This is a genomic window from Alkalibacterium pelagium, assembly GCF_900109325.1.
Classification (GTDB): Bacteria; Bacillota; Bacilli; order Lactobacillales; family Carnobacteriaceae_A; genus Alkalibacterium; species Alkalibacterium pelagium.
Genome location: NZ_FNZU01000015.1, coordinates 13,041 through 26,726 on the forward strand (window position 1 = coordinate 13,041; position 13,686 = coordinate 26,726).

At 42.5% G+C, this 13,686-nt stretch carries 12 protein-coding genes; 10 read left to right on the plus strand and 2 right to left on the minus strand.

What is annotated here, in order from left to right; all coding sequences use genetic code 11:
* Positions 1 to 132 precede the first annotated feature (132 nt).
* The 4 genes from map to BMX79_RS10860 all read left to right on the plus strand — a co-directional run bounded on the left by map (position 133) and on the right by BMX79_RS10860 (position 3,013).
* Entirely contained in the window at positions 133 to 888 is a 756-nt protein-coding gene (gene map / locus BMX79_RS10850) for a type I methionyl aminopeptidase (RefSeq protein WP_091482554.1), read from the plus strand.
* Positions 889 to 915: 27 nt separating this feature from the next.
* Positions 916 to 1,080 (plus strand): hypothetical protein, encoded by a 165-nt coding sequence (locus tag BMX79_RS12550; RefSeq protein ID WP_170231045.1) that lies wholly within the window; start codon positions 916 to 918, stop codon positions 1,078 to 1,080.
* Between the two features lies 1 nt (position 1,081).
* On the plus strand, positions 1,082 to 1,678 hold the full coding sequence (locus BMX79_RS10855) for a DJ-1/PfpI family protein (RefSeq protein WP_091482556.1): 597 nt from the start codon (positions 1,082 to 1,084) through the stop codon (positions 1,676 to 1,678).
* Positions 1,679 to 2,092: 414 nt separating this feature from the next.
* The gene (locus BMX79_RS10860; protein WP_091482558.1) at positions 2,093 to 3,013 is read left to right on the plus strand and encodes a phosphotransferase family protein; all 921 of its coding nucleotides are present in this window, start codon (positions 2,093 to 2,095) and stop codon (positions 3,011 to 3,013) included.
* Between the two features lie 245 nt (positions 3,014 to 3,258).
* Here BMX79_RS10860 and BMX79_RS10865 read toward each other — a convergent pair whose 3' ends face one another.
* On the minus strand, positions 3,259 to 4,449 hold the full coding sequence (locus tag BMX79_RS10865) for a nucleotide disphospho-sugar-binding domain-containing protein (protein ID WP_170231044.1): 1,191 nt from the start codon (positions 4,447 to 4,449) through the stop codon (positions 3,259 to 3,261).
* A 301-nt stretch (positions 4,450 to 4,750) separates the two neighbouring features.
* Here BMX79_RS10865 and BMX79_RS10870 point away from each other — a divergent pair, with 301 nt between their 5' ends.
* Complete coding sequence (locus BMX79_RS10870; RefSeq protein ID WP_091482563.1) at positions 4,751 to 5,626, plus strand: YihY/virulence factor BrkB family protein; 876 nt, start codon at positions 4,751 to 4,753, stop codon at positions 5,624 to 5,626.
* 307 nt (positions 5,627 to 5,933) lie between these two features.
* Positions 5,934 to 6,953, plus strand: coding sequence for an acyltransferase family protein (locus BMX79_RS10875; protein ID WP_091482565.1), 1,020 nt, complete (start codon positions 5,934 to 5,936; stop codon positions 6,951 to 6,953).
* 69 nt (positions 6,954 to 7,022) lie between these two features.
* On the opposite strand, the gene galE is transcribed toward BMX79_RS10875, so the two are convergent.
* The gene (galE, locus tag BMX79_RS10880; RefSeq protein ID WP_091482567.1) at positions 7,023 to 8,036 is read right to left on the minus strand and encodes a UDP-glucose 4-epimerase GalE; all 1,014 of its coding nucleotides are present in this window, start codon (positions 8,034 to 8,036) and stop codon (positions 7,023 to 7,025) included.
* An 844-nt stretch (positions 8,037 to 8,880) separates the two neighbouring features.
* On the opposite strand from galE, the gene BMX79_RS10885 reads away from it, so the two are divergent.
* The 4 genes from BMX79_RS10885 to wecB all read left to right on the plus strand — a co-directional run bounded on the left by BMX79_RS10885 (position 8,881) and on the right by wecB (position 13,676).
* Positions 8,881 to 9,933, plus strand: a complete 1,053-nt coding sequence (locus BMX79_RS10885; RefSeq protein WP_170231043.1) for a glycosyltransferase family 2 protein — start codon at positions 8,881 to 8,883, stop codon at positions 9,931 to 9,933.
* 47 nt (positions 9,934 to 9,980) lie between these two features.
* Positions 9,981 to 11,408, plus strand: coding sequence for a lipopolysaccharide biosynthesis protein (locus tag BMX79_RS10890; RefSeq protein ID WP_091482572.1), 1,428 nt, complete (start codon positions 9,981 to 9,983; stop codon positions 11,406 to 11,408).
* A 48-nt stretch (positions 11,409 to 11,456) separates the two neighbouring features.
* Complete coding sequence (locus BMX79_RS10895; protein WP_091482575.1) at positions 11,457 to 12,401, plus strand: glycosyltransferase family 2 protein; 945 nt, start codon at positions 11,457 to 11,459, stop codon at positions 12,399 to 12,401.
* 153 nt (positions 12,402 to 12,554) lie between these two features.
* Positions 12,555 to 13,676, plus strand: coding sequence for a non-hydrolyzing UDP-N-acetylglucosamine 2-epimerase (wecB, locus tag BMX79_RS10900; protein ID WP_091482579.1), 1,122 nt, complete (start codon positions 12,555 to 12,557; stop codon positions 13,674 to 13,676).
* Positions 13,677 to 13,686: the final 10 nt, after the last annotated feature.

Sequence of the window (13,686 nt, forward strand, 5' to 3'; positions counted from 1 at the left end):
TTTTATCATTTTTAATAAATTGTAACTACTTAGTTTGATAGACGGACACTGATTTACCGAAAAAAGGTTTTGTAACTAGTATTTTTTCGCTATACTAATAGAGATACTAGTAAAGAATAGGAGAATGAAGTCGTGATCATCTTGAAATCACCTAGAGAAATAGAAGCGATGGATAAAGCAGGGGACGTCCTTGCAGCTATCCATGAATCACTGCGCGATTTTATCAAACCAGGCATTACAGGTATGGATATTGAAGAATACGTAGAGAAATTAATGAAGCAACACGGTGCGACCCCTGAGCAGAAAGGCTATCAGGGTTATGAATATTCAACATGTGTCAGCGTGAATGATGAAATTTGTCACGGATTCCCGAGAGAAGAGCAGCTGAAACAGGGCGACTTGATTAAAGTCGATATGGTAATCAATCTTAATGGGTCTCTGGCAGATTCATGCTGGAGTTACAGCGTGGGTGAACCCACTGATGAGATTCAGAAACTGATGGATGTCACGAAAGAGGCTCTTTATAAAGGCATTGAAGCGGCTCAGTTGGGGAATCGCATTGGTGACATCGGTCATGCGATCCAGACCTACGTTGAAGCGGAAGGCTTTTCTGTCGTTCGTGAATTTATCGGACATGGAATTGGACCGACTCTTCACGAAAAACCAAGTGTTCCACATTACGGTGAAGCTGGGAAAGGGTCGCGTCTGAAAGAAGGACTGGTCATCACGATCGAGCCGATGGTAAATACAGGCACATGGCGCTCTAAAATGGATGACAATGGATGGACCGCACGTACACAAGACGGTGGATTGAGCTGTCAATATGAACATACGATTGCCATCACCAAAGAAGGGCCTCAGATATTAACTAAACAGCAAGGCGAATAAGCTTCCAATTAAGAGGAGGTGATCAGTATGGCCAGAAAAACGTTTCATTATCAAAAAGGCGAACATGAAGTGGATTTCAGTGTGGAATACCGTATGCCGACAAAACAGGAATTCCTTGGAATTGCCGGTATAATCAGTATCGTGTCTGGAGTGTGCCTGCTTCTTAAAGCCTTTATACTGAAGGATGAGTGAGATGAGCACATATACTGTAGGGATATTACTGTTTAATGATGTGGAAGTCCTGGATTTTGCCGGACCTTATGAAGTCTTTTCTGTTACAGAAGACGAGCAGGCAGTCAAAGGCTTCAAAGTAGTAACAATTTCCGAAACTGGAGAGATGATTCGCGCCAGAAACGGTCTGAAAGTCGAACCGGATTATCATTTCGGCAACCATCCTGAACTGGATGTACTGGTGGTTCCCGGTGGATACGGAGCCAGGGAAGTTGAAAGCAAGAATGACGTAGTGGTTGACTGGGTGAATGCTCAGGATGCAGTCGTCGAGAAGATGACGTCGGTCTGTACTGGATCATTCATCCTGGCTGAGGCGGGACTGCTTGAGGGAAAGCGGGCTACGACTCACTGGACGGCACTGGACCGTATGGAAAAGGCGTATCCATCAGTCGACGTCAAACGTGAAGTCAAGTTCGTAGACGAAGGCCATCTAATCACCTCAGCCGGTATTTCAGCCGGCATAGAAATGGCTTTGCATGTAGTAGCCGTCCTTTATGGCAAAGAAACTGCTGCACACACAGCTAAGCATATGGAATACGACTGGCAGACAGGGTACTAATGTCGGTTTGCCTGACGGAGGCAACGAAAGAGGCCAGATCCGTGTGACAGCTGAAAAATAACGAGCACATGTGCTGCGACTGGAGGACGATGTGTCCGAAAAAAGCAGGCATGTGCTCTTTTTCATAAGTTTATAGAACGGGAATGGACCATATCTCAGGATTTGAACCATTCGACAGAAAATCTTCTTGCCGAATGTACAATATATATAAATATGGACCATTCGCCCATTAATAACGAAGACGAATGGTCCATAAATCAATATATGAACCATTCGGCACATCAAAATGACTATACCAGATGGTTCAAGTAATAATTCGTCGTGAATAAAGATCTTTAAAAGAGCAATAATGTTCGCCATTCCGCAGAATGGCGGTCCTTTTTAAATAAAAACAGTCGATACGGAGGATGACCGATGCATCAGACCAGTAAACAGACAATACAATGGATTGAAGCGTCTATTGACGGGGACGTTTTAGAACGCGAGACACTCAAGGGAGGCATGTCATCTGATCTGACTCTTCTGACTGTCAAATTGAGTGATGGAGTCGTTAAGGAAATGGTCCTTAGAGAATATACCGATCGAGAGTGGCTGAAAATGGAACCGGACATCGCATATAAGGAAGCGGAAAATTTAACTCTAGCTGAAAAGCTGTCCGTATCGACTCCAAGTCTAATTGCGTCCGATTCTACCGCAAGGCAAACGACATGGCCAAGTCTACTGATGTCAAAAGTAGAAGGGGAGGTCATTTTAAATAGAAGCTATACTGAAGACTGGATAGATGAACTGGCTGAGGCATTATTCCTTATCCATCAGGCTACAGATATCACGTGTTTATCCAGCTATTTCCGTTATTTTGACCCGATCATTCCTGTACAGGCGACGTGGTCGGCAGTTCCCAAGAACTGGCAGAAGATGATGAATTATCTTGCGCATACACCTGTCCCAGAAACGACGCCTGCCTTCATACACAGAGACTTTCATCCGACAAATGTGCTGTTCATTAACAGCAAAGTTTCTGCAGTAGTTGACTGGCCGAACGCCTGTATGGGACCGAAACAAGTCGATATCGGTCACTGCCGGTGGAATCTGGCTATGCTGTACGGTCAGGATGCGGCGGATGACTTTTTGAAGGCATACAGGAAAAAAGATCCTGATCTTGCGTATCCACCATACTGGGACTTCGAAATGCTGGGCAATGTCTTTACAGAAGATAAGCCTGAAGTTTACGGAGGTTGGCTGGCGTATGAAAGGACGGATCTCACTGAAGCACTGCTGATCAAGCGGATGGACAGTTTTCTTCATAATGCTCTGGACCGATTGAATGGGGAGTGATGAATAGCTCTCATTATAACAGCACCAGTAAAAGTATCAATACAATAGAGTTAGAATAGTACTGAGCTTCCTGAACTCCACTATTTTGAAAATAGATTGAGTTCAAAAACTCTTACAAAAATAAACTCGACTAATCTATAATTGACTCCAGTTCAGCAGTCTGCTCAAGTTATAATCTCAACTCTATAGACAGAAAAGTCTAGTTCAGCACATAAATCTGCACTGAACTAGACTTTAGCAATAACTTATTTAGAATGCTTCCTCAGCATGTCCAGAATGGCTTTGCCTGCCTTTTCGTTCCCACCCAGTGCCTGCATAGTTTCTTTTTGATCAGCGGCTGCCTGCAGCAAGTCCTCGTCATCAAGCAGGTTCAAAACCGTTTCTCGAATCTCATCCGGCTCCGATTTTCTCAAGTTCATTTCTTTAGCCGTATTCAGTTCCTTAAGCTGCTCGGCTATCAGTGGCTGATCATTCAGAAACGGATGGACGACCATTGGCACACCGAAGTACAGACCTTCATTCACAGAATTCATTCCGCCGTGAGTAATGAAAGCGTCCGTATGCTTCAGGACATCGACTTGCGGGACTTTTGAGTAAATATAAATGTTCTCTGAAACATGATCAAAATCCGACTCCTCAAAGTCATAACCAACTGACAGGATAAGCGACGAATCTGAATCTGTGAACGCATCGATGCAGTTCTGATAGATTTTTTTCGCAAAACGTGGAAGCATGGAGCCCATTGCGACGTAAATGATCGGCTGATCCATTTCATCGTAAGGCATGTCTGGGGTATCGTCAGACTGATCATCATCGATAGCCGGACCGACAAACAGGAAGTAGTCATCAGGAAAGTCTTCTGATCGAGGCTGAAAGGACTTGGAGGTGTACACAATATTCAGATCCTGAATCCCTTCAGCCATTTCATCAAAGACATCAGTAGTGACCATCATATCTTTCTTGTCTTCAAAGTACTTGACGAGCAGTTTATATAAAGGGTTCTTGTCATCCATGAAAGCTAACTGTGGCCCGCCAGTTTCTTTGATTGTATCGAGTACATCATGATTGAAGGCAAAAGTAGAAAACAGCCGGACAGTCGGAAGATCCAGCTCTTTGGACAGCTTGTACCCGAATATAAAGTAAGCTTCAAAAATCAGACAGTCATAATTGCCTGATTTACCCACTCGTTCAGCCGTCTTATAAGCCTGTTCGAACGCCTTGGCATACCGGTGAGGCTCTGACCACTCTGGATCATAGTCATCATAAGGAATATGTCTGGCACCGGATTCTATAATGAGGTCCTTGAAAGATGAATCGACTATATAATCAACAGTATGACCAGCCCCAGTCAAGTACTGAACCAACTGAGTCGTTGGATTGATATGCCCGCTGTACGGTAAATTTACGAATAAAAATTTGAATGATGTATCAGTCAACAGAATCAGTCTCCTTAGTTTTCAATGGTATGAGAGTCATTGTGTTTAGCAACTTTTAATAAATAAAAGGATTATATCGTTGTAGGTAGTCTGAGCATATCAAAATTTTCACTACTTATAAAAGAATACCCTCTAGTTTTCGGCTTACATATCTGTCCCGACATTGTATATGGCACAATTGGTTATATTCTGGTAAGCTTGTCGAGGAAGTTCATACTGGAATTATTTCGAAAACATTAAAGCTTAGATTGAAATTTCAACCTTACATATCGAGTAACAAACAAAGAAGGGAATTAGTAACATGCGTCTCGACAATATATTAGACCGTCTGCCCAAGGGAGACTGGGTCAAAGACATCTCGAACCGGGTGAGAGGCGGAGAAATCTGGCAGCACTCGGCCTTCGTCACATACTACGTTCTGCTCACTACATTTCCTCTTATCGTAGGTATCATCAACTGGCTTCAGCAGCTGCAGCAGGAACTGACGGGTCTGGCCTGGTTCGTCTACCGGATCGCACCGCAACCTCTAGCTGAACAGATCATTCAGGACATGATTCAGATTTATGAAAGCTCAAATGTCGGAATCCTTCTGGTCGCAACTGTTTCGACCATCTGGACAGTAAGCTGGACCATGGCTTCGACTTTGATGGGGCTGAACCGGGCTTATGGCGTTAAGAACAGACACAACATTGTCGTGTTGAGAGTCCTGGCTTTCTTTCTGACGACTGCCTTTGCCATGTGGATCGCTTTTGTTGTATTCTTTATACAACATTCGACCGGTACAACTGCCGGAAGGTGGACACTGTTTGTGCCGCTCGCTTTTCTCACATTCTGTTTCTTATACTATTTTGTTCCAAATGTCGTGCAGCGATTCAGGAATGTCATACCCGGGGCGCTGTTTTCTACAGCTTCGCTACTGATTGCAATAATCGGTTACCGGCTCTTTATTAATCAGCTGCCGGAAGACTCGACTTTCTTTACACTGACGGGGAGTTTTATGGTCCTTCTGGCTTTACTGCAGAAACTGTCACTGGCCATTTTAGCCGGCGGATCCGTCAATGCGACATTCATGCAGATGATGGAAGGCGTCGTTGTTTCCAAGAACGAAAACAGTAAATTCGTCATTGTTTTAAAGAAAATCGGATTGAATCGGCTGCTTGAAAGTGATAAGCATTAAAAAGTGGTGACTTGAGTTATTTGGCAACTGGAGTGAGTCGGTCTTTGCTGAACTGGGTCAAAAATTATGAGGCGCAAGCCGTCTCGTCTTAAATGCTTAAAGTAAAACAGATCCGTAGATAGTCTGTAATAGGAACTGGAAAGCATCTAAGCCACACTTACGATCCTTCTGACACAGACTGAATAACCTAAATAGGCCAGATAGTAACCTCAATAAAAGGAGCTATCTGGCCTTTTCGACTTGAGGCAATTAAATTGCTATTTCTAACCGTCTGAGTATACTTTTCTATGAAGGAGAGAAATGCACCATGACAAAAAGAAATAACGCGATCGATGTGTTGAAGGCTCTTGCGATCGTATCGGTCATCCTGATCCACGCCCTGCCTGACAGCAAACTCTATACTATACTCGCGCCTTACTATATCTGGCAGACCGTCCCAATGTTCATTATTCTGTTTGGATACAACTCAGCTCAGTCATTTATGAGAAAAGGCAATACCACACTAAAAGATACTATGACACTAGACTATATAATGAATAAAGTTAAGCGTCTACTGGTACCGTTCGGGCTCATCTGGCTTTTACAAATCATTGTCCAGCTCACTTTCTATGACCGGGACCCCTCGCTGAGTCTATTATTTTCTTTTGTAAGAGGGGGTTATGGGCCAGGCAGCTACTTTATACCAATGATCATACAGGCGTCACTACTGGTTCCTATCATTTATAGTGTGATGCGTGTTCATCCAACAAAATGGATGACTGCACTATTCTTCATCAGTCTCATGATAGACTTAGCTGCCTACCAGCTGGATATCAGTGGAAGCCTCTACCGGCTTCTGATTATCCGGCATATCTTTTCACTGACATTAGGGGTATGGCTAGGTCTGCTTAAGGGTAAAATCAAGCTTAAGTGGCTGATCGTGCCTGCGCTGTTCAGTTTCATCTACATCACAGCCGTGCATTATTTCAACTGGGGAATGATCATCGAAGAATACTGGCATAGTCAGCATGCACCGTCCTACTTTTACGTGCTGCTTCTGGTGATACTCGGGATGAAGGGGTTAAACCTTAATGGTGATTCCAGACTATCCCGTTTGTTCATTCTGACGGGTCAGGCCTCCTACCATATCTTTCTAGTGCAGATGCTGTACTTCTGGCTGATTCACGATCAGTTGACTAATCTACCAGAAGCAATTAGTTTAAGCCTGGCGCTCATCGTGCCGATCATTACTGGCTGGGGATACTATCTCTTGAATAAAAGAATAGCCTTCAAGCCGAAAAAACTGCCCCTGACCCCGCGACCGAAATACAAACGGAAAACCGCCTGATACTGCTCGCTCCCTTACTCATCAAGTAAGAAGGAAAGAGCCGTTTCAGGCGGTTCTTTTCATTATAGATTAATCGACATACCCATTCGGATTTGTCTTCTGCCAGTTCCAGGAATCACGGCACATGTCTTCGATGCCGAATGACGCTTCCCAGCCAAGGGTATCCTTAGCTTTCGAGACATCGGCGTAACTTGTTCCGATATCACCAGGACGACGGTCGACCAGTTCATAAGGAATCTCGACAGCATTGGCTTTTTCAAAGGCATGAACAACATCCAGGACGGAATAGCCTTTCCCCGTGCCCAGATTATAGGCATCGACGCCAGTGGTCTGAAGAACTTTTTCAAGCGCACGAATATGACCTTTTGCCAGATCGATGACGTGGATGTAATCACGGACACCAGTCCCGTCATGCGTATCGTAATCAGATCCGAATACAGACAGCTTCTCACGTTTCCCGACAGCGACCTGCGTGATGTAAGGCATCAGGTTATTTGGAATGTCATTAGGATCTTCACCGATTTTTCCGGTTGCATGCGCACCGATCGGATTGAAGTAGCGAAGCAGGGCAGCGCTCCAGTCTTCGTCAGCTACATACTGGTCCTGAATGAACTGCTCGATGAACATCTTGGTCGTACCATATGGATTTGTCGTAGACAACGGCATATCCTCTGTAAAAGGCGCCTTGTTCGTCATGCCATAGACAGTCGCGCTTGAACTGAAGACCATTTTCTTCACAGCATATTCATTCATCAGTTCCATCAGGACAATCGTACCGTTCAAGTTGTTGTCGTAATACTTGAGCGGTTGAGCGACGGATTCACCGACCGCCTTGTAGCCCGCAAAATGAATGACGGCTTCGAGGTCGTGGGCTTCAAGGACTTCTTTCAGCGCACCTTTATTAGTAATGTTGACTTCGTGGAAGACAGGGCGTGTTCCTGAAATCTCTTCGATACGGTCAATGACTGCCGGTTTAGAATTGGAATAATCATCGACAACGACCACATCGTACCCTTCATTGATCAGTTCGATCACTGTGTGACTGCCAATATAGCCGGCACCGCCTGTAACTAGAATAGCCATATTTATTCGCTCCTTCAGTTGAATAGTTAAGTTTAGTAAAATTTACCTCTTTGTTTACTCGTGTCTATTGTACCATACCCTGCGACCAGAACGCACTCGATTTCAGCATTTCTAAATATTCTGAGTAATGAAAATCTGGCCTGGCCAGATTATACATCATTGAAATAGAACAAGTGAAGTTCAGACGTCACTTGTCTTCTAAACTCCATCCTATCGCCTGCACAATGTAGTTCAGCATCCAAATTCGACACTGAACTACATTCGCTTAGAAACGACTAGAGTTCAGTGCTGAAAGTTAGTACTGAACTTCATTCTACCTCACCGAAAATGCAGTTGAAAAGAAAGTACATTCCTGAACTAGACTTGGTACGCAGCAATAGAATAAAACATTAATATGAAAATCTGGCCCAGCCAGATTAAACCCCATTAGAATCCTTAAGGTGCAGTTCAGTGGACAATTAAAGTCTGAACTGCATTCTACCCTATACAGAACACAGTTTGTGCAATAAAAAAGGAGATGAACTTCACTCGATTCATATCCGATGCAGTTCAGCGCGCATAGTTAAGTCTGAACTGCATTCTACTCCATCCAGAATGCAGGTCGTCACTCAATTGACCAGTGAACTCCATTCATCAATAAAAGCCAACCCAAAAAGATTAAAATGAAAATTTGGTAAGCCAAATTATACCGACCCTGCTTATTAAGTCAAAAGCTAAAAGATTATTAAGAGTTAATGAAAAGTATGTGAAAGCTTGATCCTTATGGTATAATGTCTCAAGATTGCTTTAACCCGTACACTAGCAACCTTGTATTCAAAACTACCTTATGAAAGGGTGCCATCTTATGTTCGATGTTTCCATTATTATGCCGGTCTATAATGTAAAAGACCATCTGCCGCGGGCAATCGAATCGGCACTGGCTCAGAAAAAAGTCATCGGTGAAATCATTCTGGTGAACGACGGCTCGACAGACGGATCGAAAGAAATCTGTGAAGCTTATGCTGAAAAAGAGCCGCTACTGATCACCGTCATCAATCAGGAAAACCAGGGATCTGGTCCGGCACGAAATGCAGGACTGAAACAAGCCAGCGGGAATTTCATCTACTTCGCTGATCCAGACGATTATTTCAGTGACCGACTGCTTGCTGACAATCTGGCGCTCGTCAAAAAACGTGAAACAGACATTATTGTCTTCGGTTACACACAGGAAATAGCAGGCAGACTCGACACACGTGAAGTCAGACTGCCGAGACTGCCGCAGATGGATACACAGGAAGATTTCCGTAAGCATTTCAGGAACTTCTATCATTTCTCGCCGTATGCTCTATGGAATAAGCTGTACCGCAAGGAATTTCTAACAAAGAATAATATCAAGTTCACCAATCAGCGAGTGGGGCAGGACGCGCTCTTCAACATTGAAGTCTACAAGTATCTGGAATCAGTGACCATCAATCGACGGGCCTACTATCATTATGTCACTCATCAGGGATCTGCAGTGAACCGCTATAGAGAAGACCGGTTCGATCTTGAGCTGAACATTGCAAAATCATTCGAGTCACTCATGTTAGTATGGGAAGAAGCAGAAGAGTTCAAGGATCTGATTGCGGAAGAGTATTTCAATGTCATTTATTTAGAAACTGCTAACCTTGTTCATCCGGACTGTCCGTTTACAACAGAAGAAAAAGTAGACTGGCTGACTGAACTGTGGAACGATATAGGAAAGAATAAAATCGTTCCCGGAAAGAAAGACGAGAAGAATCCGTTCAGGTATGCTCTGCTTTATGAAATGAAGACGGGACACCACCGAAATGCGCTCTTCCTGATGAAAACCAGGAATCAGGCTGCGGCTAAATATACAAAGCCTTTTACAAAAATCAAGTCATTTTTTAGAAACTAATTACTAACACATCATAATTAACGCGCACAGACAGGGGTTAATGCACTATGTTCGATCAATTTAAAAAAGGCATCATATACACGGCAATGGGAAAATACTCCATTGTCATCGTGCAGTTCCTTGTACAAGCCGTTATCTCAAGGATATTGACGCCAGCCGAAGTCGGTATTGTTTCGGCGGTCAATATCTTTTTAGTGTTCTTTCAACTCCTGGCCGACTTCGGAATAGGCCCAGCCATCATACAGAATAAAGAGCTGACCCGAAAAGAAGTCAACTCGATTTTCTCATTCAGCTTATACATAGCGTTTGGATTAGGAATACTATTCGTATTACTCGGTTACCCGATGAGTTTGTTCTACGGCAATGAAGTATTTATTCCTATCAGTATGATACTGGCTGTAGCTGTCTTCTTCTATGGGGTTCTCGTTGTCCCTCAATCGCTTCTATTAAAAGAACAGAATTTTAAAGTGGTTAATTTGACAACGGTCACTGGTGCAATAGTGTCAGGTATCGTTTCAATCACCTTGGCTTTTTTAGGATTTAGCTATTATTCCATTATCATTGGAAATACAACCAAGGCTATCACACTATTTATTGTCTTCTATATTAAAACTGAATCAAAAATCAGCCTTAAATTTGAATGGGGACCGTTAAAAAAGATATACGCTTTTTCAAGGAATCAGTTTTTATTCAACTTTATCAATTATTTTTCAAGAAACCTGGACAATCTTCTAATTGGGAGATACTTCTCTTCTAGTGCCTTGGCGTATTATGATAGAGCTTATCTCCTATCACTCTATCCGAATCAGGTCTTAACAAGCGTCGTCACTTCAGTCATACATCCAATCTTATCGGATTATTCAAGTGAACTTGAGCGTATAAAAAGAGTCTATCTTGGAATAGCTAACTTGCTTGCCACCGTCGGCATGCCGCTCTCAGTATTTCTCTATTTTACTGCTGAAGAAGCTATCCTCGTTCCTTTCGGTATGCAATGGGAAGGAAGTATCATGACTTTCCAGATCCTGGCACTCTCAGTATGGATACAGATGATTATGTCCAGCACCGGAGGCATATTCCAGTCAGGCAACAGAACCGATCTATTATTGCTATCAGGCGTATTATCTACTATCTTTAATGTGGCGGGAATAGTTACCGGTGTCATTATGGGACAGATCGAATACGTAGCAGCGTTCCTTGTCGTGTCATTCTCACTCAACTTCATTCAGGCGAACTATCTGATTATGATCAGACTGTTCAATGATAAGATGAGCACGTTCTTCAAAGTACTGATCAAGCCATTTATTCTGGCACTGATCCAGGCTGGTGTATTCCTGCTTCTACCCGATCTGCCGTTCAATCTATTCATTAATTTAGTCATCAAAGGGCTTACCTTCGTCATTGCGTGGATTACCGGGCTCATTCTTACAGGAGAACTGAAACGACTCATTAAAGAAGTGAAACAATCCAGGGATTAGAAGAAACACCTTAATATACGATATCAACAAATAAAGGAGCTGCCGCACATGTCACAGCCATTAGTATCAGTGATCGTACCGACTTATAATGTCGAGCGGTATGTCGAAGACTGTATCGATTCACTTTTAAGCCAAACTTATTCGAATATAGAAATCATTGTGATCGATGATGGGTCAAAAGATGCGACTGTTTACCTCTTGAATCAATATAAAGATAAAATTAAACTAATTGCCCACGACAACAATCAAGGACAGGGAGCCAGACGTAACGAAGGTCTGACACTTGTATCGGGCAAATATATTTACTTTGTGGATTCTGATGACTGGATCGAACCGGAAACGATCGAAGAAGCGGTTGATCAGCTTGAGAAAACAGATGCCGATCTCGTCCGGTTCAATGGGAAGGTCTTTTATGAAGGCGATGCAGCTCTGGTAAAAGAGGGACGATATGACTTCTCCAGTCAGCTTGACCATCAGCACGTCTATAATCAGGAAGAAGCCCTTCAGAAGAACCGTCAGACTTACAGCGCATCACCGTGTCTGTACCTGGTCAAAAAATCTCTTATAGACGACTACAGTCTAATGTTCCTTGAAGGGGTCCTGCACGAGGACGAATATTTCACGACAAAGCTATTCACACTCACACAGACGATGACTTATCTGGATAGAACGTTTTATCATCGTCGCTACCGAGTGGCTTCAACAATGACGGAGAATACAAACCTTCATAAAGTTCGGTCATTTGATTCTTATCTGGAAGTGTTTGCTGAACTTGAAACCTTATACCATTCAGGAAATCTGACTGAAACTCAGAAGGGGTTTGTTAAAAGGCAGCTGTTGTCTATTTATAATGGACTACAAACAGCCTCAGTTCATCCCGAGAGCAAGAGGAAATTACGGACTCTAAAAAGTATCACGCTAAAGGATAAAGTTTATCTTGTTGCATCAAGAGCTAAACTGTTTCTATTTCAAAAGAAATACACGAATAAATGAACAACTTATAGAGTGAATCATTACTAAAATTTGACAATTCTATATTATGTGACTTTGTTAGTTCAGTGTATGTTAGAATGGTGCGTGATTGTATGGAATACTATTAACAGGTATAGACAGTATAATCATGCTAAGAATTGGGGTTATTATTAAATGAATAAGAGAAAAATAGCCATTGTTTTTGGCACCCGACCAGAAGCAATCAAAATGGCTCCTGTTATTAATGAGTTAAAGAAACATCAGAATATTTTTGAAACTATTGTGATTGTCACAGCTCAGCATAGAGAAATGTTGGATCAGGTACTGGAGGTCTTTGATGTCATACCTGATTATGATCTAAATATTATGAAGAAAAACCAGTCTCTTTCTAATATAACAACTGAAGTCCTCAAAGGGATCGAATCAATATATATCGAAGAACAGCCTGATATGGTATTAGTTCATGGCGATACGACTACTAGTTTCTCAGCAGCTTTAGCTGCGTACTACCTTCAAATTCCTATTGGACATGTTGAGGCCGGACTCAGAACCTATGATAAATATTTTCCATTTCCAGAGGAAGCAAACCGTCAGCTGATAGATAATCTATCTGATTTGTTTTTTGTACCTACCGAAGCTACAAAACAGAATTTGCTCAATGAAAGTAAGAATGAAAGCAGAATCATAGTTACAGGGAACACGGCAATCGATGCGATTCTTTATACAAAGGAAGTCGAAAGAAGTCACCAAGTGCTGGATTTAATGGACTCAATGCCAAAACAGAAGTGGATTCTATTAACGATGCACCGAAGAGAAAATTATGGTAAACCTATGAGCAATGTTTTTGAGGCTGTAAGAGATTTGATAGATAGCTATGAAGATGTTGAAATTATAATGCCTGTCCATTTGAGTCCTATAGTTCAGTCTGTAGCTAAAGAAGTTTTAGGAAATCATAGCAGAATTCATTTGGTCGCTCCATTAGAAGTAGATGTTTTTCACCACGTTATTGCTAGATCGCACATTGTTTTAACTGACTCTGGTGGCCTTCAGGAAGAGGCGCCAGCCTTGGATATTCCAGTACTAGTTCTAAGAGATAAAACTGAACGACCTGAAGGACTTGAAGCTGGAACACTTAAAATAGTGGGTACAGAAAAAGAGAACGTGGTAAAACACGTTAAACTACTGATAGAAGATTCTGGTAAGTATAACCAGATGGCAGCTGCCGAGAATCCATATGGAGACGGTAAAGCCAGTTATAAAATAATAAAAGAAATTGAAGACTATTTTAGTGAATAAATGATGGAGG

Bases quoted from the DNA above. Each gene is read 5' to 3' on its own strand.
- BMX79_RS12550 (WP_170231045.1), top strand. From the start codon at position 916: ATGGCCAGAAAAACGTTTCATTATCAAAAAGGCGAACATGAAGTGGAT.
- BMX79_RS10855 (WP_091482556.1), top strand. From the start codon at position 1,082: ATGAGCACATATACTGTAGGGATATTACTGTTTAATGATGTGGAAGTC.
- BMX79_RS10860 (WP_091482558.1), top strand. From the start codon at position 2,093: ATGCATCAGACCAGTAAACAGACAATACAATGGATTGAAGCGTCTATT.
- BMX79_RS10870 (WP_091482563.1), top strand. From the start codon at position 4,751: ATGCGTCTCGACAATATATTAGACCGTCTGCCCAAGGGAGACTGGGTC.
- BMX79_RS10875 (WP_091482565.1), top strand. From the start codon at position 5,934: ATGACAAAAAGAAATAACGCGATCGATGTGTTGAAGGCTCTTGCGATC.
- galE (WP_091482567.1), bottom strand. From the start codon at position 8,036: ATGGCTATTCTAGTTACAGGCGGTGCCGGCTATATTGGCAGTCACACA.
- BMX79_RS10885 (WP_170231043.1), top strand. From the start codon at position 8,881: ATGTTCGATGTTTCCATTATTATGCCGGTCTATAATGTAAAAGACCAT.
- BMX79_RS10890 (WP_091482572.1), top strand. From the start codon at position 9,981: ATGTTCGATCAATTTAAAAAAGGCATCATATACACGGCAATGGGAAAA.
- BMX79_RS10895 (WP_091482575.1), top strand. From the start codon at position 11,457: ATGTCACAGCCATTAGTATCAGTGATCGTACCGACTTATAATGTCGAG.
- wecB (WP_091482579.1), top strand. From the start codon at position 12,555: ATGAATAAGAGAAAAATAGCCATTGTTTTTGGCACCCGACCAGAAGCA.